The sequence below is a fragment of the Bdellovibrio sp. HCB337 genome, assembly GCF_047302465.1.
Lineage (GTDB): Bacteria > Bdellovibrionota > Bdellovibrionia > Bdellovibrionales > Bdellovibrionaceae > JACMRP01.
In genome coordinates this window covers 2236736-2260656 of the sequence record NZ_CP178621.1, presented here as the reverse complement: position 1 = coordinate 2260656, position 23921 = coordinate 2236736, and the positions used below count along the sequence as shown (strand labels likewise).

Below are 23921 nucleotides of genomic sequence, written 5' to 3'. Positions count from 1 at the left end.
ATGAATCTTGTTGTTTACTTCGGGAAGAGGGAGGTCGAAAGATCTCCCTTTTTTTATTCTAAAATCCCCGCTTTACGAAAACTCTATAGACTCTGTATTTATGTTTGGATATGTTTTGGCTTATGAAAATCATCCAAGCTTCACACAAGACAAACGAAAATATTCTTAAACACTGTCGCGATTCTTATCGTAAATTTTTGCAGCGATCTGAAATCGGTTTTTCAAAATTGCCAGAGCGTAAAGCGTTGTGGTTGCAATCTCGTGAAGCCGGAGATCAGCTCGGAAGTAAGTTTAAAAAGATGGTGATCGTCGGTCTTGGTGGAAGTTCTCTTGGTACGCGCGTAATTCAGGAAACCTTCTTCGCGCGCAATTTATTTTTCATCGATAATGTTGATGCGATGGAGTTTGAAGCACTCGTTAAAGAGCTTGGCGATTTGAAAGAGGTTTGCTGGGCGTTTGTTTCAAAAAGCGGAACGACGATCGAGTCTTTGTGTGCATTAGAAATTCTTGAGCAAGTTTATAAAGAAAAATCGCTGAAGCTTAGCGACTACTCGTTAGTGATTTCGGAAACCAAAGAAAGTTCTCTGACAAAGTGGGCCCGTGCAAATAAAGTTCTAGAATGTGAAATTCCACTCGATGTGGGTGGGCGTTTCTCGGTTCTTTCCCCAGTGGGAATGGTGCCAGCAGCCTTCTTGGGCGTCTCGCTCGAAGAAATTCGTACGGGGGCTGTGAGGGCTGTAAAAGACGAAGCCCTGGTTGTGGAATTGATGGCTCAGTTCATGCAAAGTTTTGAGCGTGGCGAGTGGATCAGTCTTCTTTGGTCTTACAATTCGCGCATGAAAAATTTTGGTTTGTGGTTTCAACAGCTGTGGGCTGAGTCGTTAGGTAAAGCCGTAAAGCGTGACGGCAGTCCTGCTCCGCGCGTGAGTACTCCGCTTTGTGCTGTAGGTGTTTCCGATCAACATTCCATTTTGCAGCAAGTGATGGAAGGGGCGAAAGACAAGTTTGTTCTTTTTCAACGCTTCGGGGACTCCGAGGGTGGCTCAAAGAAAGTCATGCAAGCTCAGTTTCCAGAAACTAAAAGTCTTGAAGGACGTACGATGGGCGCTCTGTTAGGGGTTGAAGCTCAATCTACGCAAGAGGCTTTGAATCACAATGGCGTTTCAACATTAACGTTAACTTATGAGGCTCTCAATGCTGAGAGCCTTGGTTATCAGTTCATGTTGTGGGAACTCGTCGTGGCTGGTCTTGGTGAAGCATTGGCGATCAATGCGTTTGATCAGCCAGGTGTTGAGCTTGGCAAGGTCCTCGCGAAAAAGAAGCTACAAAACTAGTTTCCGCAGTTACGAATCGTTTTAATCGGGGCTCTATTGGCAGAGCAGCTTGTCGTGCGTGTATTCGCCCGCGATGACGTGGTGAATGTCGGCTTCGCCGTCGAACTCTGGGCGAGCTCTCAGCATGGAAACCACCATCTCGTTGATCAGATAACGATCCGCAAGGGCTGCATTCAACGTCAGTTTTTCAAGAACAAGTTTGTTCACCAGTTTGCCGCTCAGTTTGTACTTGCGAACTTGCCCCCAACTCACTGCAGAGTTGTCTTCAAAAACGCCTTCAACTCCTTCCGGAGTTTCACGCAAAGTGAAGTTGTGGGTTTTAGAAACTGCCGTGCAAATACGAGTGTCCAAAGACGCTGAAAATGCCTGCATTGACGAGAGTAAAATCAAAGAAGTAATAAGTGTTTTCATGGCGCAAAACATACCCCAGTTGAGAGGGAAATCAAGGCGTAAATCCGTGACGTTTTCATCCATTTTCAGAGTGAAATCCCTTTAGACAGATGGTTCCAAGAATTGTCCCTTCAGAGGGGATTCTCATTCTGAGACCCCTTAAAACCAATAGGTTCGAGGCTCAGTGGTACAAGGCTTGAATATACTCTAGTTGTGTCTAAAAACTCTGTTGAGGTGTTGTATGACAAGCAAATTCTTAAAACTTATGATGATCGTGGTTACGGCATCTAGTTTGGTAGCTTGTTCCAAAAAAGCCTCTGAAAACAACCTGAGCGGTCGTGGTGTGAACAATGGCGGTATCGTCGGTGGTTCTGGCAATGCTCCTAATTGCTCAACGTCTCAACAAAGTATCGGTCGCGTTTTTGAAAGCAATGCTTCTGGTAGCGGTTACACTTTCGAACAAAGAGCAAAGGGTTTGCTTTCTGCGACGGTGGACCCTCAGTTTTTCGGAACTATCAATGGCAGTCAAAACAACACTTCACAAAGCGGTATTACCCTTGAAGGACGTCTTCGTTACGACACAAATGGCAATGTTATTTTGGATCAAACGAATATGAAGCTTTTGATCTATGACTCGTTCGTAGGACAAACTGATTCTTCAGGTAAAACGATTCAGCCATATCCCATCAATTTCTTTGCAGCGACTGCAGGAACTATGAATCTTGCTACAAAACAGTTTACGGTTCAGTTCAAGGACTCTGATGGCGATATCACAATCACAGGTACTGTGAATGGTGCTACAGTCACTGGCAGTATTAGCTATCAGAACTTCAAAAGCTATAACGGTTCTACACCGGCTGCTGGCGTTCTGGGCGCATTCTCAATCCCAACCTGCGCTTGGATTCAATAAATTGCTGCTGCTTTAAGCATTTCATATCTTTCTAAGCCATCGGAAGCCCTGCGTTTTTGCTTGCAACAAGTCCCCCCAGTGGTGATTAATCACAGTGATGCCTCAGAAGTTTAAGTTCGATTTAGATATGTTGAATTCCGTTGCGGGTGGGCGCTCGGCCATTGATAGTCCAAGATTGAATATCAAATCTTTGGAACAGGCCACGTCATTTATCGAAAGCTACGGCTTTGATTTCAGCAATTCTCATGATCAAGAAAAAATTTGGTACTATCACCGTCGCGCTTTGGTGTTGATCGTCGAGAAGCTGGGGTTTGATATCACAGAAGTGCCTGAGCTTTTGCGTGAGCGAAAGAACCTCGGTGACATCCGTCGTCTGTTGTTGCTGGCAAGTTCTAAGGAAGAGTCCGAGCGTCGCTTACAGCGCTGGTCGTGTGCGATTCTTCGTTGCATGCACGTTTATGTTCATGCCGAGAATGACTTGTTCTCGAGCTTCAGTGAAGAGATTCAAAGTCAAATTCTGACTCCGTTCCAAAAAGCGATCTACCACGATGGAACAACTCACAAAGCTTATCTGAAGAGCCAATTGGAAGAAGGGCGCGAGCCCGTCGAGCTTTTGGGTTTTGAAGTAAAGCCGTTTAAAACATCCTCCAGCACCGTGATTAAGCTTTTGGCGAAGCCAGATGCCTTGGCGATGAAGATCTTTGATAAGCTGGGCGTGCGCTTTGTGACGAAGTCGTTGTTTGACTCATTTCAGGTGATTCGCTTCTTGGTCGAAGAAAATATCATGAGCTTTCCGCACATTATGCCGGATCAATCCTCGAATAATCTTTATCCCGTCGAACTTTTTGTTTCGACTTGTAAAGAGTTGATGACGACAGGGAAAACTTATTCCGATGATGAACTTCGGCAGATTTTTGATGATCGTCTGAGAGCCACCGGAGAAGGTGCTCAACTTTTCCGGAAAGAGAACTTCTTCTCTGGCGAAGATTATCGATTTATTAAGTTTATTACTCGTAAGCTGATTCATGTTCAAACTCAGCCGGGGAAAGAACCTTTTAGCTTCTTCTATCCGTTTGAAGTACAGATCATGGATCAGTCCGCACATCAGGCCATTTTATCGGGTCCTTCTGAACATGAGGCCTATAAAGAACGGCAAAGAATAGCTGCTCGAAAACGTTTGTTTTCGGAGTAGTTGGAAAGTTGGTATGAAGTTGGTGGCCTCCCTCCGTAGTATTGTGATGACTGTGTTGTATCCAGTAGTTTTGGTTTTATCTTCTATCACGGTTTTGGTCGTGAACTTTATTTTCAACAATAAGAAATGGGATGATTATCTCGTTCAACAGTGGGCAAGGATTTCCTGCTGGATGTTCGGTGTAAAAGTAAAAGTGAATGGCTTTGAAAACGTGCCTAAGGGTGGCTGCGTTTACGTTTTTAATCATACGAGCTTCTTTGATGTCTTTGCGATGCAAGGGGCTTTAAACGGTTTTCGTTTTGGCGCCAAGATCGAGCTTTTTAAAATTCCAGTTTTTGGTTTTGCGATGAGACGTCTAGGTGCTTTGCCTATCGCAAGACATAAGCGCGATGAAGTTTTTAAAGTCTATGAGGCCGCTCAGGCCCGCATTGAGCGCGGTGAGAAGTTTGCGCTGGCCCCCGAAGGGACTCGCCAAGAGGAAGAGAAGTTAGGCGCCTTTAAAGCGGGGCCCTTCGTATTTGCAATCAATGCCAAGGCACCCGTGGTGCCTGTTGTGATTCGTGGAGCTGCAGCGATTTTGCCAAAAGGCCATTGGGTTCCAAACAGTGACGTTTGGACTCGCGAGATCACGATCGATGTTCTCCCGCCAGTGGATACATTGAGCTACGACATCAAGGATCGTCCGGTCCTTCAGGAAAAGGTTCGCAAAGAAATGGAACCTTACTTCAATCAGTAAAATGAGGCTTTAATACACATGCAATTTAAATGTCGATGCGGAAATGTCAGCGGAGTCATACAGCAAGAGACCGAGCTTCAGGGGCTTCGATTCATTTGCATGTGCAAAGACTGTCAGGCTTATGCTCATTTTTTGGGGAACCCAGAATCCATTCTTGATGCAAATGGGGGCACCGAGGTTGTACCTGTGTTTCCTAAACTGCTTCAAATTACAAAAGGCTTCGAGCATGTTCGCGGCGTGAAGCTGTCTGAAAAGACCGGCCTCTTTCGTTGGTATGCAGGTTGTTGCCGTTCACCAATCGCAAACTCTTTACCTTCGCAGGCAGGATATATAGGACTAGTGGCCGCGAGACTGGGTGATTTGAATCGCGAGACCCTCGGTCCCATTCGTTTGCGGGTCAACGGGGAAAGCGGGATTCCACCTTTGCCAGAAGGAACACACAAGGGGACGCCTTCCTCTTGGTTCTTTGTAATTCTTGGTCAAATATTAAGAATGTATCTAAAGCGATGGAAGCGCCCGAACCCATTCTTCGACGCTTCCAATAAGCCGATTGCGCCCGTAGAGGTGTTGGTTTCGCCTCCTAAATTTTAGAATATCTATTTAACGAGAGACCACTCGTTGCTAAGGATATGGGCCTGCATTTTGACTTTTTGCACGCCCGTATCGACATGAATGCGAATGCGAGAGTGTGAAAGCGGTTCGATATTTGAAATACGCAAGTGACGGGGAGGAAGACTCATACCCATTTGAATTTTCTGAGCAAGCTTGTCCCATTTGATGTAAGTTTCAAAAGTTTTACCATCGTCAAAGCTGCGGTAATTGCCAACAAACCAAGCGCCATCCGGATGAATTGCGACCGGATAATTCTGTCCTGCAAACTGCGGGATTTCTTTCCAAACCTTGCCATCTTCAGTGCGGAAAATGCCGTTTGCAGATGCGATACCTTTTGTACCTTTAGAAGAAAAAGCAACAGAAACGACTTCGCGTTTTAGAAGCTGCTCATTGGAGAGTAGAGTTTCGCTTGCAACGGTCTTCATTGCTTGTGGTTCATCCATGCGCCACCAAACAGGGCCGTGACCTTCAAGGTGACTGAGTGCCCAGCGATGAGCGCGGTTGTTAGCGATTGTCACACGCGAGCGAATCGATGGGCCGTCCTCATTCAGTTTCTGAGAAACCACGCCGCGATCCGTGTAGGGATTAAATGCTAAGAAGTCTTCGAGAGGAAGCTTCAAAGAATTCACGGTCATCAAGTAAGCATTTTCACGATGAGAAATTCCAAGCCAGCCTTTGTGTTTGTGAAAAGCCCACATTGCAAAATCACCACGGCCAGCAAGATTAGTAAGATCCAAGTATCCAATGTGGCCTTGGTATTGAACTTTTAAATAAGCCTTTTCAAATCCTAGCGAAGTCACGCGCACCATACGGGGAATGGTGGTCACGATTTCTGAAGAGCTTTGCGGAGTTTTTCGCAGGAAGGTATCGATGAGTGTGACAAAGACGCCTGTATCTTCAAAAGGAGCTTCTAACAAATGCAGAGGTGCCCAGCCTTTGAGTTTCAGTTTTGGCTCGTAAATTTCAGCCCAGTAGCTTTTTGTTTGCAGTACTTGCAAGTTCGTTTTTGCAACGATGCGACCAACACGGCCAGAGCCTTCTTCGGGGCCTTTAAATAGTTCTAGAGTTTCTCTGGCGATCAGATTTTTTGTAAGCTGCAAATCAGTGACGACGGTGTCGCCGGGGATTTCGTAATCTTTTTTATTCCACGAAACGCGGAACCAGGGCTCGTAGTCACGACGAAGAATTTTCTTTTCAAGGTCATCGCGCTTAACTTGGCCAGAAGGGAAAAGACTTTGTTGTGAGCGATAGAACGAAACAGCGGAATTGTTTTGGGCAAAACAAAGTTCGGAAACGATTAAAATGACTGTGAAAATCCCCACTCGCATGAGGTTTTATTCTCTCAGGACTTGGGGGTGTCTCCAAGACCAGAAGTGGATTTATCAAAGGCTCTATCTTGGTCTGGTTAGACGGTTCTGTTCATCACAATCACGGAAAACATGATCGCGTCTGCCAGAGAGTGCGTCAGCCACGACAAAGTCGCTGATCTGAAGAGCACAAACTGAATTCCAATAGCTAGACCCCAGGTGCCGGTAAGAAGAACCCCTAGCCAGCCTTGGGGAAAACCGCCTGCGAAATGCAAAAATCCAAAGAGGACTGCTTGATTGAAAAGAAGAAACCAGTTCTTAGAGCCCGCTTTTTCGGTCGAAAGATACAGAATACGATATAGGAGCTCTTCACGAAGACCATTGACGGCAGCGACACCGACAATCGCAAAAGGCAACACCCACGCAGGCATTGCAGGGAGAGGGAATTTATCAGCGACCTCACGGTGATTACTGTAATACCAAAGCAAAATTAGAATACTGGGCAGGGTGATAATTGCGACCGAGATTAGCTCAGGCTTCGTGAATTTCCAGCTCCAGCGAGGTTTTGTGAAAGGAGTTTTTAAAATATATTTCAGAGCTAAAAACGTCACGGCGCAGACAATGAAAAAATCGTGAGGCCAGTATCGGCCATAAGGAATAAATCTAAGAAGATAGAGTGTCAGATGCGATGAAAAAACAGCAACGAGGAAGGCTCTTTGGTTTTTAAAAGCGTTTAGTAAAAAACTCGCAATAGTTAAGGCGAGCATCAGCGCAAAAGCCCACGGTCTTTCAGAAATTACAAAAAACAAATACGAAAAAACAAAGATTCCTACGCTGCTAATGATTTGTGCGAGCATCTTAAATTTCCTGACCGTTTTCCAAATAGGTCATTTCGAAGTTCTTACTAATTGCGATCTTCAAACGTTGTGAGGCATGTCCGCCAAGGCGTTTGAGAGCTTCCGGGAACTCTACGAATTCGTATTCAGTGATTTCTTCAGATTGCAACTGGATGGCCGCAACTTCTGCAGGCTTTAGCTCTGGACCTTGAAAGAAAAATTGGATGCATTCAGTGCGAGTGCCTGCTGGATGCAGGTAATCCATCACAATAAGCTTTTCGATCACGACATCAAGGCCCAGTTCCTCTTTCACTTCGCGAATTGCGGCCTCGCGCGGGGATTCGTTCTCATCGATGACACCGCCTGGAAGAAGCCAGTGATCTTTATAAGTCGGTTTTAACACTAGAACTTTGTTTCCAGAGGTGAAAACAACTCCAACGCCCATACGTTTTTTCGGAAGGGTTGCAAGATATTCAGCTTCGGGGAGCAAGGGTTTCGTGCTCATTTCTTTCTCCAGATATGCAGGGTCGCATTTTTCCACGAAGTGCGAGATTTTTTTAGAGTGTTAACGATGTAGGGCTCGTAAAAATCTTGCCCTGGTTTTTCAATAATATGTCGCGAGTCTAGGGTAATGCAGGCATGCACTCCGGTCCCGTCACGCATGAATACCAGGACGTCACCGCTTTGTGGTTTGGTATCTCTCATCTCGGCAAAACCTTGAAGCTCTAAGAAGCGTCTTAATGGAGGCCAATGAAGCCACGTGGCAGCGACCTGGTCGTTTTGTTTGGAAATCGCGCGAGCCACCAAAGCCAAGCAGTTAGGCCCAGATCTTTCAGCAAAAGTTCCCAAAAGTTTCTGAAGCTGATACTGCTTAAGAATTTTTTGCGCTTCTTGAGAGTGGGGCTGTAAGCTTTTGTATTTTTCAATTCTTGGATTTTGCTGGTAGTAAGCGTTCAGGATTTTTAGTTTCGTCGAAGTAGGCGCTTTATTCCATTTGTGAGTTGTAATCCAAAGACGATCCGCAAACTTTAAAAAATCCAATTTCTCTAATTCCGGAGTGATCTCTAAAATCGTCGGAACTTTGATTTTTTGTTGATAGCGGAAGATTTTTAGCTGAGTTTTTGCATCGAGGGACTCGATCAAACCTGATGGAAACTTCGTGCAAGCCGCGGCTTTTCCCATGCTGTACCCATACCAACTGCGTTGGTTCAGGCCCAAAAGATCGGCTCCTTGATCCCAGGCTTCAAAGCGGGTGAACAAGGGAACGTCTAGGGACACAAATTCTTCGGCCTGCTTCAGATCTTTGAAAAAGACCAAATCTCCGTCTGTTGGGACTAAAGAAATCCATTTTTTAAGCGTTTTTTCCGTCGGAAAGACCGTCATGCCCGAATAGGCACCATGCCTTGGGATTTAAATCAATTGTTTCAACGGAAGCGCACCGCAACACCGGCCCCCGAAGTGAGGGGAGTTTTTGACCAAATCGAGAGCGCCAGCTATAGATATCGGGTTCTAGATCTATTATTTTACGCTTTGCGCAATATTGCTGAAAGCAAGGAGAGAGTATGAATATTCAAGACGTTCGTTCCATCGGTGTAGTTGGTGCTGGTCAAATGGGAAATGGAATTGCTCAAGTGGCGGCTCAATTTGGTTATCAAGTGGTGATGGTGGATGTCTCTGGACCGGCTCTTGAAAAAGGGATCGCAACGATTTCTGGTTCTTGTGATCGTTTGATCAAAAAAGCAACTATGACTGAAGGTCAAAAGGCAGAGCTTCTTGGCAGAATCAAAACTTCTCAAGAAATGACAGCGCTTAAAGATTGCGATGTCGTTGTTGAAGCTGCGACTGAAAATATCGATTTGAAACTTAAAATCTTCAAGCAACTAGATGAAGTTGCAAAACCAACTGCGATCTTGGCTTCAAATACTTCTTCAATCTCTATCACGAAAATCGCGGCAGTCACAAAGCGTCCAACGCAAGTAGCTGGTATGCACTTCATGAATCCAGTTCCTTTGATGAAACTTGTTGAAGGTATCAAAGGTTTGCAAACTTCGGATGAAACTTTCAAAACTGTGAAAGCGTTGTCTGAGAAAATGGACAAAGTTTTCGTAGAGTCTGTGAAAGACATGCCGGGCTTTATCGTGAATCGCATCCTTATGCCGATGATCAACGAAGCGGTTTACACTCTTCATGAAGGTATCGCGAATGTAGAAGCGATCGACAATGCGATGAAGCTTGGAACGAACCAACCTATGGGTCCTTTAACTTTGGCAGACTTCATCGGTCTTGATACATGCCTTGCGATCATGAACGTTCTTCATGATGGTCTTGGTGATTCTAAATACCGTCCATGCCCACTTCTAGTGAAGTATGTTGAGGCGGGATGGCTCGGCCGCAAAACGGGCCGTGGCTTTTATGATTACTCACAAAAATAAAGCGGCTGATGCCGAAAAGGATTTAAACTAATGGCTTCTCAATTTTCTTACAAAGCAATCAACCTTGAAATGAAGGATAATGGCGTATGGGTAATGACTATCCAACGTCCTGAGGCTTTGAATGCGCTCAACGCGCAAGTCTTAAACGATATGGCGGATGCTCTTCGTCAGATCGGCGAAATCGATTTTGAAAATGCACGTGCCCTTGTCATCACGGGTAGTGGTGAAAAAGCTTTCGTAGCTGGTGCAGATATCAAAGAAATATCTGAGCTCAATGAAGATCAGGCATTTGCATTTGCACAACGTGGCCAATCGATTTTTCACGAACTCAATATTTTAAAGATTCCGGTCATTGCAGCAGTGAACGGTTTTGCGTTGGGTGGCGGTCTTGAACTGGCACTTGGTTGCGATTTTATTTTCGCTTCTGAAAACGCTAAATTTGGTTTACCTGAAGTCAGCCTTGGTTTGATTCCAGGCTTTGGCGGGACTGTGCGCTTGGCGCGCGCGGTGGGAATTCGTAAAGCGCGTGAGTTAACATACACAGGCGATATGTTGAACGCGCAAGAGGCGTTGGCTCTTGGTTTGGTAAACAAGGTTGTGCCGCAAGCAGAACTGATGAATACTGTTATGAAGACCATCAGCACGATCCTCAGCCGTGGCCCAGTCGCCGTTGCTGCAGCTAAGAAATCCATCAATCAGTCTTACGAACTTGATGTTGAAGAAGCACAAAGAACCGAAGCAAGACATTTTGCCGATCTTTTCGCGACGGAAGATGTTCGTGAAGGAACTAAAGCCTTTATTGAAAAGCGTAAACCTGCATTTAAGGGACAATAGTAAATATGCCTTATACTCCAAAAAATCCCGTTCGTATCGTCACTGCGGCCGCATTGTTTGACGGCCACGACGCCAGTATCAATATCATGCGCCGAATTCTGCAAGAGATGGGCGCTGAAGTTATTCACTTGGGCCACAATCGTTCGGTCAGTGACGTCGTAAAAGCGGTTCTTCAAGAAGGTGCCCAAGGGGTTTGCATTAGCTCTTATCAGGGCGGGCATATGGAGTACTTCAAATACATGAAGGACCTTCTGGATTTGAATGGCGCAAGCTATGTAAAAATCTATGGAGGTGGCGGTGGTGTAATCGTTCACGATGAAAAGCGTGAACTTGAAGCTTATGGCATTGCTCAGATTTTCCATCCTGATGATGGTCGTAAACTGGGGCTTGAGGGCATGATCGAGATGATCGTGCGCGGTTGTGATTTTGATTTGACTGAAGCAAAAGCCAAAGTGGTGAATCACAATGTGGTAAATACGTTCAAAGAAGACACGATTCCGTCTTTCGAGTTAGGACGTGCTTTAAGTTATATCGAAAACGGTTTGGCTGAAGATAAAGTTCAAGCTTTGATGAAAGACTCTGGTCTTGAAAAGTTTAAAGCTAAAAACGGAACTCCGGCAGTTCTTGGTATCACAGGAACGGGTGGCGCTGGTAAGTCCAGCCTAATCGATGAGCTCGTCCAAAGATTCTTGAATGCGTATCCAAATAAAAATGTGGCGGTCGTGTGCGTGGATCCATCCAAGCGCAAAACCGGCGGTTCGCTTTTGGGCGACCGTATTCGTATGAATTCACTCAGCCGCAATCATGTGTACATGCGTTCGGTAGCGTCACGCGGTTCAGGTCGTGAGATTGCCTCGAGTCTTCCAGAGATTCTAAAATATTTGAAAAACTTTAACTTTGATTTGATCATCGCTGAGACCTCAGGGATCGGTCAGGGGAATATGGCGATCACTGAAGTCAGTGATCTTTCGATGTATGTGATGACTTCGGATTTCGGAGCACAATCACAGCTCGAGAAAATCGATATGATCGACTTCGCGGAGTTGATCGCAGTCAATAAAGCCGACCGTCGTGGCGCGATGGATGCTCTTCGTGACGTAACGAAGCAGTACAAGCGTTCACGTAAAATCTTTGATGAAAAAGTGAAAGTGCCTGTCTTCTTGACTCAGGCTTCTCAGTTCAATGACGGCGGCGTGAATAAGTTATTTTTTAAATTGTCAGATCTGTTGACCGAGAAATATCCAAAGAACAACTGGCAGATGGATGAGAACTTCCGTAACAGCGTTTTGCATGCGGAAGAACATTCAATCATTCCAGCAGAACGTCAGAACTATCTGGCGGAAATCACTTCTACGATTCACAAATACAAAGAGCGCACTGAGAAGCTTTCAGAAAAAGCATCAACCTTAGGTGCGTTACATAATGTTGCAAGTCTATTGAAGACCGAGCCTGAGAAAGTCGCAAAAGCTCAGAAAGAACTCGAGCAAGACTTCACCAATGAAGAATTGCAATCTCTTAAGGGCTGGGACGAATTGCAAGAGCGTTACGCTGGCGATGAGTTGGTCTTTAAAGTTCGTGGCAAGGAAATCCGTCAGCAGTTGACCGTGGAAAGCTTGAGCGGCACTAAAATCCGCCGCGTGGTTCTTCCGAAGTTCAAAGATTGGGGCGATAGATTCTCATACTTGAAACTTGAAAACATTCCGGGCGAGTTTCCGTACACAGCAGGTGTATTCCCTCTGAAACGCGCGGATGAAGATCCTAAGCGTATGTTCGCGGGTGAAGGAACTCCAGAGCGTACCAATCGTCGTTTTCATTACCTAACTAAGGGTGAAGGTGCGCCTCGTTTGTCGACGGCGTTTGACTCCGTCACTTTGTACGGACAAGACCCTGATTTGCGCCCTGATATCTTCGGTAAAGTCGGAGAGTCCGGTGTTAGCATTTGTACTCTGGATGACATGAAGAAGCTCTATGCGGGCTATGATTTATGTTCTCCGAATACTAGCGTGAGCATGACTATCAATGGTCCTGCTCCGATGATCTTGGCGTTTTATTTCAACACAGCTATTGATCAGCAGGTCGAGAAAAAAGAAAAAGAACTCGGTCGCAAGCTGACAGAGCAAGAGCATAAAGATCTTTCTGATTGGACCGTGCAACAAGTGCGCGGAACCGTTCAGGCTGATATCTTGAAAGAAGATCAAGGTCAGAATACTTGTATCTTCTCGATCAATTTCGCATTGAAAATGATGGGCGATATCCAAGAGTACTTTGTGAAGAAGAACGTAAAGAACTTCTACTCAGTGAGTATCTCGGGCTATCACATTGCCGAAGCGGGTGCGAACCCGATCAGTCAGTTGGCCTTTACTCTCAGCAACGGGTTTACTTTTGTTGAGTACTATTTGGCTCGTGGCTTGAATGTGGATGATTTTGCTCCGAACTTGTCGTTCTTCTTTAGTAATGGTCTTGATCCAGAGTATGCGGTCTTGGGCCGTGTTGCTCGTCGTATCTGGGCTGTCGCGATGAAAGAGCTTTATAAGGGCAATGATCGTTCTCAGAAGTTGAAATACCATATCCAGACTTCAGGTCGTTCATTGCATGCGCAGGAAATCGACTTCAACGACATCCGTACTACTTTACAGGCGTTGATCGCACTTTACGACAACTGTAACAGTCTTCATACCAACGCGTATGATGAGGCGATTACGACGCCAACGGAAGAATCCGTTCGTCGTGCGATGGCGATTCAGTTGATCATCAACCGCGAATTTGGCGTCAGCAAAAACGAAAATCCAAATCAAGGAAGCTTCTTCTTGGAAGAACTCACGGACTTGGTTGAGGAAGCTGTGTTGAATGAATTTAAACGTATCAACGAGCGTGGTGGCGTCTTGGGTGCGATGGAAACTCAGTACCAACGTTCTAAGATCCAGGAAGAGTCTTTGTATTACGAGCGCCTTAAGCATGATGGCAGTTTGCCAATCATCGGCGTGAATACCTTCATCGATCCTAAGACGATGCAAGCAGACTATATCCCGCCAAAAATCGAGCTTGCTCGTGCCTCTTACGAGGAGAAAAACCAGCAGCTGACGAATGTAACGGGCTTCCAAAAGACTCATCAAACGCAGGGAGAGAAAGAATTACAAAACCTGAAAGCAGCAGTGCTTAAAGGCGACAATATCTTTGCTGCATTGATGAAAGCAGCTCGTCATTGCAGTCTGTACCAGATGACCGAGGCTTTATACGAAGTTGGCGGCCAGTACCGCAGAAATCTCTAATAAACGTTTGTTTTAAACAGAAGGTCTTCCTCGTGTTTTCAGACGAGGAAGACCTGAAGTTCTCACTCTAGTTCTTCAATATTCTCTCAAAATCAAATATCAAAAATCTCTGTTTTGCTTTTTCGAACAAGCGGGATTATAGTGCGCAGGCTTTAAAACACTCGTTTGAATTTCTGTGAGGCCTGCTATGGTTGAACTCTCGATTAAACGCCCTGTCTTCATCACTTGTCTCTTCGTTTTGATCATGATCGCCGGAGTGATTTCCTTGAAAAGTCTGTCTGTGGATTTATTCCCAGATGTGACCTTCCCCATCGTGATGGTGCAAACTCCATACTCTGGAGCAGGTCCGAGCGAGATTGAAACACTCGTTACAAAACCCATCGAGGACGAGCTTGCCTCTGTTTCTGGTATCAAAACCCTCAGCTCTATCAGCCAAGAGGGTGTGAGTATGGTGATCGTCGAGTTCAGTCTCTCGATGGACATCAAATACGCTGAGCAACAGGTCCGCGACCGCGTAGCCAAAGTAAAAAACAAACTTCCTGAAGATGCCGATGAACCGATCATTCGCCGCGTAGATCCAGCCGATCAACCCATCATGATGGTGGCGCTTGAGTCCGATCTGCCAGCTGCGCAACTTTTTGACCTAGCCGATCAAGTTGTGAAACCTCGCTTTGAACAAGTGGACCAAGTAGGTCTAGTAACGATCCTAGGCGGCCGTAAGCGTGAAATCCGTGTCGAGATGGACCTAAGAAAAATCTCGGACCACGAGATTTCGGCCTCTTCGATTCGTAATAGCTTAGGAACTACTGGGAAGAACACTCCGGCGGGTAAGCTTGATAAAGGCGATTCTACAAATGTGATTCGTACTTTGGGAGAGTTCAAAAGCATTCAAGAGATTCGCCAAATCCCGGTCAACTACCAAAACGTTTTGCATCCAGTAAAAATCAGCGACATTGCCGAAGTTACGGACTCTTTGGCAGATGAAAACTCACGTACTTACGTGAGTGGTAAAGCTGGTTTGATCCTCCAAATCTTCCGTCAGTCGGGCGCGAATACGATTGCGGTGGCCGATAATATCGAAAAGAAAATCGGCCAGATTAATGATGAACTCAAAGGCCAAGGAAAACTTCACTTAGTGCAAGATGGTGCAAAACCGATCCGTGCAAACGTGTTTGACGTAAAAGAGACCATCCTCATCGGTATTATTCTGACAATCGTTGTGGTGTTCTTCTTCTTGTCGTCATTGCGTTCAACCTTCATTACAAGCTTGGCGCTTCCGAACTCGTTGTTAGGTGCATTTATCCTAATGGCGGTTGCGGGTTTCTCGATCAACATTATGACGTTGCTAGCGCTTTCGTTAGCCGTTGGTCTTCTGGTGGATGATGCGATCGTTGTGCGCGAGAACATCTTCCGTCATATCGAAATGGGGAAATCTCCGAAGCAAGCCTCGTTAGATGGAACAAAAGAAGTATTGCTTGCGGTTATCGCAACGACAATGACCGTTATCGCCGTATTTGGTCCTGTGGGCTTCTTAGGCGGGGTGGTAGGTCAGTTCTTTAAAGAGTTCGGTTTGACGATCTGTTTTGCGATGTTGATCTCTTTGGCGGATGCGATCACGATGGCGCCGATGATGTCTGCGTACTTTGCCGGTAAAGGACACGAGAACATTGCCACGAAAGAAGTTTCTAAAAACAAATTCTTGGCTGTTGTTGATATCACGCTTAAAAAATTCGACCGCTTCCAGACTTGGTTAGAAGATGTCTATGTACGCATTCTAGAAAAGACGATGAAAAAGCCAAAGACTGTTTTGTTCATGGCTGTCGGTATTTTCGTGGCTTCTATCGTGCTTGCGAAGTTCATCCCGAAAACCTTCTTGCCTCCGCAAGATAACGGGGAGTTCATGGTCGCTTTGGATCTTCCACCAGGCACAAGCCTTGATAAAATGGACCGTGTTGCCAAGGAAGTAGACGACCTCGTTCGTAAGGAAAAAGAAGTTCTACAAACTGTTTTGGCAGTCGGAAGTTCTAATGGGGAATCCAACAAGGCGAGCATCTTCGTCGAGATGGTGCCTGCTAAAAAGCGTAAACTGAACACCAGCGAATTTAAAGCAATGGTGCGCGAGAAGTTAAAACCTTATGCTTACGCAAATCCGGTTGTAAAAGATCAGGATAAAGTCGGTGGCGGTGCTCGTCCGTTTACTTTGAACATCGTTGGCAGCGATCAAGCTCAGCTTGAAAAAGAAGCGAAGTTCATTCTAGAAAAACTAAAACACCACCCAGCGCTTCTTGACGTGGATACGACCTTCCGTCCTGGTAAGCCCGAGATTCAAGTGGATATCGATCCGAATAAGGCTGCGGCCGTGGGTGTGTTGAACACTCAAGTCGGTAACGAAATTCGTGCGTTGGTTGAAGGGGTGACTCCGGCGGTCTTCCGTGAAGGTGGACGTGAGTACGACGTGCGTATTCGTCTGAAAGAAGATCAGCGCGATATTAAGCAATACATTGAAAACGTTCGTATTCCTGCAATGAATGGACGTCTGACTTATTTGAAACTCTTTGCTGATGTGAAAGAGGCTCAGGGGCCGACGACGATCAACCGTCAGGATCGTATTCGTTATATCCAAATCAATGCGGATATCGCGCCGAATGGCCCTGGTATGGGTGCTGCGATTGCAGACGTGAAACAGCTTTTGGATAAAGATCATCCATTGCCAGCAGGCATGAGATACAAATTCGTAGGACAAGCTGAAAACTTCCAAGAGCTTTTGGTGAATATCATTATCGCCATGGGCTTGGGGGTTGTGTTCATCTACATGGTATTGGCGTCTTTGTATGAATCTTTCGTAACGCCATTTACGATCATGCTGGTGCTTCCACTCGCAGCTTGCGGAGCTTTCTATGCTCTTCTTGTGACTCAAAGCTCGCTGGATCTATTCTCGATGATTGGGTGTGTGATGCTTTTAGGTATTGCGACCAAGAACTCGATTATCTTGGTGGATTATATCAAACAATCTATGCAAGCTGGCATGAACTTGCATGATGCGATCTTAAAAGCCGGTAAAAACCGTCTTCGTCCGATCTTGATGACATCTTTCGCATTGATTGCGGGGATGTTGCCGGTGGCGATCGGTTTGAATGAGGCTTCGAAGCAAAGAACCAGCATGGGTGTTGCAATTATCGGTGGTCTTATCAGTTCAACCTTGCTAACACTCGTGGTGATCCCAGCGGCTTATGGTTACATCGAAAAAGTCCGCCTGTGGGGTAATCGCGTCTTTGGAAAACTTGTGACCAAAGATGAAGATCACCAAGTTCATGGTGCGGTTCCTGTAGTAGTAGCTAAAACTGTGGAACATAATACTTCTGAAAATAAAACCGAAGTAGCGCCGGGTCTTGAACCGCAAACATAGTTCATCTAAGCTGGGGCTTCGTGATCGAAGCTCCAAAGGATGAAATATGAAAAAAATCTTTCTTCTTAGTTTCCTCATAAGCTTTCTAGGTGTGTCTTTGGCGTTCGCCAATCCTCCTGAATACACAGAGCTCAGTCCGTGGCCGCGTTTCGATATTAATTTTTCTGCGGGGGCGGCTCGACAAACAGGATATCTGACGACCGAATCTTCCGTAGGTACTTACATCCTCGGTGTGAATATGGAAGCCGGAGCGGGCATGATGTCGTTTGAGTGGAATGGTTTTTCTGTTGATCATGACACTGGCGAGTTTCCATTAAACAATAATAAGCGCGTGCAAGTAGCGACGTTCTCTTTTATTCCACAATTCAAAGTATTAGATCGTGATGCCTGGAATGTCTTTTTAGGTTTTGGTCTGTCCCAGGTGGGGCTTTACCAGTACGACCCGAATTACACGACGATTTATGGATCTTATATATTCTCGGGCGTGGTTCGTTATCGTATTTCTAATCGCTGGAGTGCGCATTTTAAATCTCAGTGGTACGGAGTTCGCCAGACACTCGCAGGGCAGTCCACCAGCTTCGAAGTTTGGAACAACGTTTTAGGTTTCGGAGTTAATTTATTCTAACCCATGAAGTGTTTGTACCTAAAAACCAAGACAGCTTTGTCTTAGGCGAATCAACAAATTTTAGTGTAGGCGAATCGAGATGAACGGAGAACTCTATTCATTTTGAGGCGTTCCACTTTCGAGTTTCGAGCAGTTCATGGAAAATTCAATGTTTATAGGTGTTCTCTGACAGGTGAAAAATGGAGCAAGCACCGAAAAGTAAGTATGAGACTTTTGAGACCGCTCATCGTCACGTTTTTGGGATTGCTCTTTGCGAGTTCAGCAATGTCGCATTTAATCCCTTTTGCCTTCTTAAAAACGGTTTCAAGTTCGGCCTTGATTTTAGATTGGGATTTCACTGTACTTACCAGTCTTCCATCGCAGCTGACTTTTACACGCTCTTCAACGGCGACATACTTTAATAGCTCTGGTGTGATGCAAACGGCGTCCTCGAATACACCTCGCTTTGACTACGATATGACGACGCTTGCAGCGAAGGGCCTATTGATGGAAGCCTCGGCGACCAATATGCTTGCCGCCAGTTCAAATCTTTCCGGAGTTTATTGGGATGATGGCGGAACGGGTCCTTCGGTAAGTTTAGATTCGGTAGTCGCGCCTGATGGCACAACATCCGGAGATCGAGTGACAGCAAGCGGAGACGATTACTTTTACCCGATTCCAATTCCATCGACGACAATTAGCGTGAATTATACTTTTAGTTTTTATGCAAAGTCGCCCTCACCAGGAACACTCACCGTGGTCATGCAAGAAGTCGGTGGTTCATATGGGTATTATGCGCAGTCCACTTTCAACATCACTTCAAGTTGGCAGCGGTTTTCAATTACGGCTGCAAAAAATACGACGAACCCAATGCGCCCTGTAATTGCGATGTATGTATCGAGTTTTGGAAATACAACTGTCGTTGATTATTGGGGAGCTCAGATGGAGTTAGGAAGTTATCCTACAAGCTATATTCCTACGACGAACGGTGCAGTCACTAGAGCCGCAGATTCAGCAACGTTTAATACGATGAGCTGGTTTAATGCAGTCAGTGGAACTTTATTTGCGGAGTATACAAATCATGGTGCTGAGAGTGCGGCGACTTACCGTGCGTTTGGTGTTTACAACACGAATGTCGCAGGCACCTTTGCGCAAAATGCGATTGAAATTGCCGATAGCGGAACGACGGGCGCCATAAAAGTGGTGACTGCGAACTCGACCGTTTTTAATCCAGCGGGTTCATTGAATGCGGCAAACACCATTAATCGGCAGGCGATGACTTATCAGGCGAATAACTTTACAAGCTCGGTGAATCGGGGAACTGTGACGACGGATACGTCAGGAACTTTGCCAGCGCCTGCGTATGGATACGTTGGCTCAGCTCCCGATGGAAATATTCGTAATCGGCACATTCGTAAGATTAAGTATTACAATTATCCCCTATCTGATGCCGCTCTTATTGGTCTTTAATAGCCCTCTATTTTTCCCAGTGATGAGTACCTGCATTGCAGATATCCCGACGAATGGATGAGGTTGAAGTTCTTTAGTAACTTTCGTTGGAACAGTAAAAAAAACACTGACTACACCTATTGAAAAATTCTTGGTCTACCAAAAAACTAGAAACATTATATTTAATGATCCTGTTCGATAAGAGTGTCGGGCAGTAAAGACCCCAAAGCTTATTGACGAAACGTTAGTAAGTTATGAAGTTTTTAACTCTGATTGTAGCCCTCTTTTTATGGATTCATGTCGAGGCCATCGTTCCCTTTGGTTTTTGGAAAACACAAGGAGGTGGTGGTGGGCCTCTTGTTCCGGATACGTGGGAAGCAACAACGACCACTAGCGGGCCATTAACAAGATATGGTCATACAGCCGTGTGGACCGGCAGTCGGATGATTGTGTGGGGTGGCTATGGCGGGTCTTATCACAATACCGGAGGATTGTATGATCCAACGACGGATTCATGGACTGCGACCTCGATAGGCACAAATGTTCCAGCGGCCAGAGTAGATCACGCAGCGGTATGGACTGGCAGTAAAATGATTATTTGGGGTGGCATAGATTCCACACTCACATATCCTACTGGGGGTGGACAGTATGATCCCGTAGGAGATTCTTGGACACCCACTTACACATATCCTGTGCCTTCGGCCCGAAAGTTTCACACGATGGTATGGACGAGTTCAAAAATGATTGTATGGGGAGGATTGGCGGGCACTTACACCAACACCGGAGGGGTTTACGATCCATCGACGGATAGTTGGACTCCAACATCAACCGGGGCAAACGTCCCAGACGCGAGAGGGATTCATACAGCGGTGTGGAGTGGGACAAGGATGATTGTGTGGGGCGGAACCGACGGCACATCCAATTTCAACACCGGCGGTAGATATGACCCCGCGACGGATACTTGGGCTACGACTTCAGTAGGAGCCAATTTACCTGCAGGAAGATCTCTTCACACGGCTGTGTGGGTCGGAACAAAGATGGTTGTATGGGGCGGTTGGAACGGCAGTGCTTATGTAAATACGGGTGGGCAGTACAACCCAACTTCGAATACTTGGACTACGACTTCAACGACTGGGAGTGTGCCGGAGGAACGAGGCTACCATACAGCCATATGGACCGGCAGTTTAATGATTGTATGGGGCGGGTTTGATGGCGCTGATTACTTGAAAACTGGTGGCCGCTACGACCCTACCGCAAATTCGTGGACACTGACAAATACCTCGGGATCCCCGAGTGTGAGACACAGCCATTCAGCTGTGTGGTCTGGAACGCGAATGATTATTTGGGGTGGTACGGACGATGCATTTTCCTTCGATACGGGTGGGCAGTACAACCCATCGACAGACTCGTGGACGACAACAAACACGACAGGGGCGCCGACTGAAAGACACAATCATACAGCGGTGTGGGACGGCGCTAAGATGATTGTTTGGGGTGGTTGGAATATTTTGGATAACACTCATTTTAATTCTGGTGGACAGTATGATCCGACGGGCAACTCTTGGACTGCGACATCACCAGGGGGAAATGTTCCTTCGGCACGGAAGCAACATGCTGCTGTATGGACCGGCAGTAAAATGATTGTGTGGGGTGGAGCTTCCAGTGCCGGCACTTTATTGAATACGGGGGCACAATACGACTCGACGGCGAACTCATGGACTGCAACGGCGGTCAATGGAGGCAATGTCCCTGCGGGAAGACGCTGGGTAGCGGCCGTATGGACGGGCAGTAAGATGATCGTATGGGGTGGGCATGATAGCACCTTAGTCAACACTGGAGGGCAGTATGATCCAAGTGGAAACACGTGGACTGCAACCTCGACAGGGGCGAATGTGCCGACGGGAAGATATTTGCACACGGCAGTTTGGGATGGAAGTAACATGATTATTTGGGGCGGTTCTACGAGTGGGGGCATTGTCAATACAGGTGGAAAGTATGATTCTACAGGTAACTCATGGACTGCAACCTCGACAGGAACAAATGTGGCAAGCGCGCGGTATTCTCACTCAGGTGTGTGGACCGGATCGAAGATGGTTATCTGGGGAGGGAACAGTGGTGCTTCTACGGTCGTCAACACTGGTGCGCAGTATGATTCGACAGGGGACACTTGGGCCACCACGTCTGTGGGTGCAAACGTCCCAACTGCGAGGACTTCACATACTGCGGTTTGGACAGGATCTAAGATGATAGTGTGGGGTGGATGGAATGCAGTTTCTACTCACTACAATACAGGAGCTCAGTATGATCCAACTGGCGACACCTGGACTGCAACTTCGACAGGAGTCAACGTGCCCACAGCTCGAAGATTTCATACGGGTATATGGACTGGCAGCAAAGTGATTATATGGGGAGGCTACAACGGTTCTAGCACCTACAACACCGGCGGCCTCTATGCCCCTTAAGAGGTACCAGAACCATGTGCAAAAGCGAACAGCGATTAGTAAACTTCTTCGAGACACATAATAGATGTTACCACGACCGAGTTGTCCGTAGTAAACACTTCACCAGTGTTAAGTACAAGCATCTCTTCGCCGTCAGAGGTTTCTACTCTGCTGTAGAAGTGTTTAAATTCTTGAGACTCGCAAAATGAATTTGCAAGGTCTGATTTATAAAGTTGATCATTTGCAATTCGCAGTGTTTTGCCACCGACTTCAACCAAAACATTTTTAAAAAGAATCTGGCCGCCGTCTTTTTTAGGAGCTTCACTTGTAACTACAACATGCGTGTTACCAATCGTCTTGTCTGACATAACGAAGCGACCTTCCGCCTGAGCAAAAGAGCCTAGTAACGCCAATAAGACCGTCACATAGACAGTTTTCATATCAACCTCCAAGTTGATGAGTTTTAAAGTTACGGTGTAGGGTGCTAGAAGTGTTCCAGCTCCAAGTGTTCGTAAAATCGTTTTAAAGCTAAATTGGGTGTATAGCCGCTGTTCAATGCGCCGTAAATAACGACCACACGTATGGCTTTTCCTGGGGTTTAGAGTTGGATACTTGCTACTTCAAGCTTTCAAAAATCTTCTCGGCGATGCGAACGCCATCACAGGCAGCGGAAGTGATTCCGCCTGCATAACCAGCACCTTCACCAGCAGGGAATAGACCCTTGTGGCTAAGGCTTTCAAGGCTCTCGTCATCGCGAGTAACGCGAATCGGGCAGCTTGTGCGGGATTCAACACCATAAAGTTGCGCATCTTCAGTAACAAAACCCTTCATAGAGCGCTCGAACTTATCAAAGCCCTCAAGAATTCTTTTGCGAATGAAACTTGGTAGTATTTCATCAAGACGAACAGCTTTAGTGCCAGACGGGCAAGAGCCATTGTTCACTTTACCGATACGGCCACGGATGAAATCCATCATATTCTGCGCAGGTAGTTCTTTTGTGCCACCAGCTGCGAGGACTGATTGATAAGATTGAGTTTCCAATTGGCGACGGAGTTTCAAGCCGCCAAAGATGTCTTTACCGAAGCTCTTTTCGTGATCAACGCTGACTACAATCGCGGCATTCGCGTAAGGAGAATTTCGATTGTAGTTACTCATGCCGTTGCAAACGATGCCATCGATCTCGGTACCGCTTGAAAGAACATAACCCCCTGGGCACATACAGAAGCTATAAACGCCGATATTGGTTTTATGATCGTGGTCTGCAAGTTTGTAGTTAGCAGAGCCTAATTTTGGATGCTCTGAAAAATCACGGTATTGGATTTTGTTAATCGCTTTTTGGGGATGCTCAATACGAAGGCCCATCGCAAAGGACTTGCCGTCCAAGTGAACTTCTTTTTCCGCCAAATGCATCAGCATATCTTCGGCTGAGTGACCGGTTGCAAGAACTACGAATGGCGAGCGGTACTCAGTGCCGTGTTCCGTTTTAACGCCGACGGTTTGCTTGTTCTCGAAAAGAATTTCTGTCACTTGGCTGTTGAAATGAATTTCGCAGCCATGAGATTTCAAGAACTCGCGCATTTTCGGAATCACACGGCGGATTTTGTCGGATCCCACATGTGGATTCGCAAGCCACTGGATTTCTTGAGGTGCACCAAACTGCACTAGACGGTTCAGCACATAAGGAATATGCGGAGACTTAATACGTGTGATGAGTTTTCCATCCGAATAAAGGCCAGCTCCGCCTTCGCCGTAACAAACGTTATTGCGACGATCGAGCTCGCCGTAACGCCAGTAACGATTGATGCCTTTGATACGCTCACTACTTTCAGAGCCACGTTCAAAAAGAAGACAAGGAATTCCGCGTTCAACCAAGCGAAGGGCGGCAAACAGTCCCGCAGGACCAGAACCCACGATGATGGGTTTTTCTGTAAGAACTTTGTTTGTTTTTTCGACAGGGTAATTGTCAATTTTCAGAGTTTCATTTTTCTCGGCGACTTCCACAGAGTAAACGAAATGCACATTGTGTGAGCGACGGGCATCGACGCTCTGACGCAAGATACGGTAAGGGCCGTGATCGGGCATGAGATATTGCAACTTTTCCTCAAGATCCTGATCAATTGGGATCTCAAGGTTCTGAAAAATTCGTGACATAAGACATCTATAGCACCA

General features: G+C 46.2%; 19 protein-coding genes. 12 read left to right on the top strand and 7 right to left on the bottom strand.

The window, feature by feature from the left end:
- Positions 1-110 precede the first annotated feature (110 nt).
- Entirely contained in the window at positions 111-1334 is a 1224-nt protein-coding gene (locus ACLWBB_RS10965) for a glucose-6-phosphate isomerase (RefSeq protein WP_413287551.1), read from the top strand.
- Between the two features lie 33 nt (positions 1335-1367).
- Here ACLWBB_RS10965 and ACLWBB_RS10960 read toward each other — a convergent pair whose 3' ends face one another.
- Positions 1368-1745 (bottom strand): hypothetical protein, encoded by a 378-nt coding sequence (locus ACLWBB_RS10960; protein ID WP_413287550.1) that lies wholly within the window; start codon positions 1743-1745, stop codon positions 1368-1370.
- Positions 1746-1965: 220 nt separating this feature from the next.
- On the opposite strand from ACLWBB_RS10960, the gene ACLWBB_RS10955 reads away from it, so the two are divergent.
- The 4 genes from ACLWBB_RS10955 to ACLWBB_RS10940 all read left to right on the top strand — a co-directional run bounded on the left by ACLWBB_RS10955 (position 1966) and on the right by ACLWBB_RS10940 (position 5153).
- Positions 1966-2634 (top strand): hypothetical protein, encoded by a 669-nt coding sequence (locus tag ACLWBB_RS10955; protein ID WP_413287549.1) that lies wholly within the window; start codon positions 1966-1968, stop codon positions 2632-2634.
- 97 nt (positions 2635-2731) lie between these two features.
- Entirely contained in the window at positions 2732-3826 is a 1095-nt protein-coding gene (locus ACLWBB_RS10950; protein WP_413287548.1) for a TIGR04552 family protein, read from the top strand.
- Between the two features lie 13 nt (positions 3827-3839).
- The gene (locus tag ACLWBB_RS10945) at positions 3840-4562 is read left to right on the top strand and encodes a lysophospholipid acyltransferase family protein (protein WP_413287547.1); all 723 of its coding nucleotides are present in this window, start codon (positions 3840-3842) and stop codon (positions 4560-4562) included.
- 18 nt (positions 4563-4580) lie between these two features.
- Entirely contained in the window at positions 4581-5153 is a 573-nt protein-coding gene (locus ACLWBB_RS10940; RefSeq protein WP_413287546.1) for a DUF6151 family protein, read from the top strand.
- A 5-nt stretch (positions 5154-5158) separates the two neighbouring features.
- On the opposite strand, the gene ACLWBB_RS10935 is transcribed toward ACLWBB_RS10940, so the two are convergent.
- From ACLWBB_RS10935 to ACLWBB_RS10920, 4 genes are all read right to left on the bottom strand, one after another.
- Positions 5159-6502 carry a hypothetical protein gene (locus ACLWBB_RS10935; protein WP_413287545.1) on the bottom strand — a complete coding sequence of 448 codons (1344 nt, stop codon included), beginning with the start codon at positions 6500-6502 and terminating at the stop codon, positions 5159-5161.
- 77 nt (positions 6503-6579) lie between these two features.
- Positions 6580-7338 (bottom strand): CPBP family intramembrane glutamic endopeptidase, encoded by a 759-nt coding sequence (locus ACLWBB_RS10930; protein ID WP_413287544.1) that lies wholly within the window; start codon positions 7336-7338, stop codon positions 6580-6582.
- 1 nt (position 7339) lies between these two features.
- Positions 7340-7822, bottom strand: a complete 483-nt coding sequence (locus ACLWBB_RS10925) for an NUDIX domain-containing protein (RefSeq protein ID WP_413287543.1) — start codon at positions 7820-7822, stop codon at positions 7340-7342.
- Positions 7819-8700 (bottom strand): hypothetical protein, encoded by an 882-nt coding sequence (locus tag ACLWBB_RS10920; protein ID WP_413287542.1) that lies wholly within the window; start codon positions 8698-8700, stop codon positions 7819-7821. The genes ACLWBB_RS10925 and ACLWBB_RS10920 overlap by 4 nt, the downstream gene beginning before the upstream one ends.
- Positions 8701-8879: 179 nt before the next feature.
- Here ACLWBB_RS10920 and ACLWBB_RS10915 point away from each other — a divergent pair, with 179 nt between their 5' ends.
- The 7 genes from ACLWBB_RS10915 (at position 8880) to ACLWBB_RS10885 (ending at position 21773) form a co-directional block, all read left to right on the top strand.
- On the top strand, positions 8880-9749 hold the full coding sequence (locus ACLWBB_RS10915; protein WP_413287541.1) for a 3-hydroxybutyryl-CoA dehydrogenase: 870 nt from the start codon (positions 8880-8882) through the stop codon (positions 9747-9749).
- A gap of 30 nt (positions 9750-9779) precedes the next feature.
- Positions 9780-10583: an enoyl-CoA hydratase-related protein gene (locus ACLWBB_RS10910; RefSeq protein ID WP_413287540.1), complete on the top strand. Its 804-nt coding sequence runs from the start codon at positions 9780-9782 to the stop codon at positions 10581-10583.
- Positions 10584-10588: 5 nt separating this feature from the next.
- Positions 10589-13852, top strand: coding sequence for a fused isobutyryl-CoA mutase/GTPase IcmF (gene icmF, locus ACLWBB_RS10905; protein WP_413287539.1), 3264 nt, complete (start codon positions 10589-10591; stop codon positions 13850-13852).
- A gap of 187 nt (positions 13853-14039) precedes the next feature.
- Positions 14040-17258 carry an efflux RND transporter permease subunit gene (locus tag ACLWBB_RS10900; RefSeq protein ID WP_413287538.1) on the top strand — a complete coding sequence of 1073 codons (3219 nt, stop codon included), beginning with the start codon at positions 14040-14042 and terminating at the stop codon, positions 17256-17258.
- Between the two features lie 46 nt (positions 17259-17304).
- Positions 17305-17883 (top strand): hypothetical protein, encoded by a 579-nt coding sequence (locus tag ACLWBB_RS10895; protein ID WP_413287537.1) that lies wholly within the window; start codon positions 17305-17307, stop codon positions 17881-17883.
- A 204-nt stretch (positions 17884-18087) separates the two neighbouring features.
- The gene (locus ACLWBB_RS10890) at positions 18088-19332 is read left to right on the top strand and encodes a hypothetical protein (RefSeq protein WP_413287536.1); all 1245 of its coding nucleotides are present in this window, start codon (positions 18088-18090) and stop codon (positions 19330-19332) included.
- A 233-nt stretch (positions 19333-19565) separates the two neighbouring features.
- Positions 19566-21773, top strand: coding sequence for a hypothetical protein (locus tag ACLWBB_RS10885; protein WP_413287535.1), 2208 nt, complete (start codon positions 19566-19568; stop codon positions 21771-21773).
- 35 nt (positions 21774-21808) lie between these two features.
- On the opposite strand, the gene ACLWBB_RS10880 is transcribed toward ACLWBB_RS10885, so the two are convergent.
- Positions 21809-22192 (bottom strand): hypothetical protein, encoded by a 384-nt coding sequence (locus ACLWBB_RS10880; protein ID WP_413287534.1) that lies wholly within the window; start codon positions 22190-22192, stop codon positions 21809-21811.
- A gap of 175 nt (positions 22193-22367) precedes the next feature.
- On the bottom strand, positions 22368-23903 hold the full coding sequence (locus ACLWBB_RS10875) for an NAD(P)/FAD-dependent oxidoreductase (RefSeq protein WP_413287533.1): 1536 nt from the start codon (positions 23901-23903) through the stop codon (positions 22368-22370).
- Positions 23904-23921 lie beyond the last annotated feature (18 nt).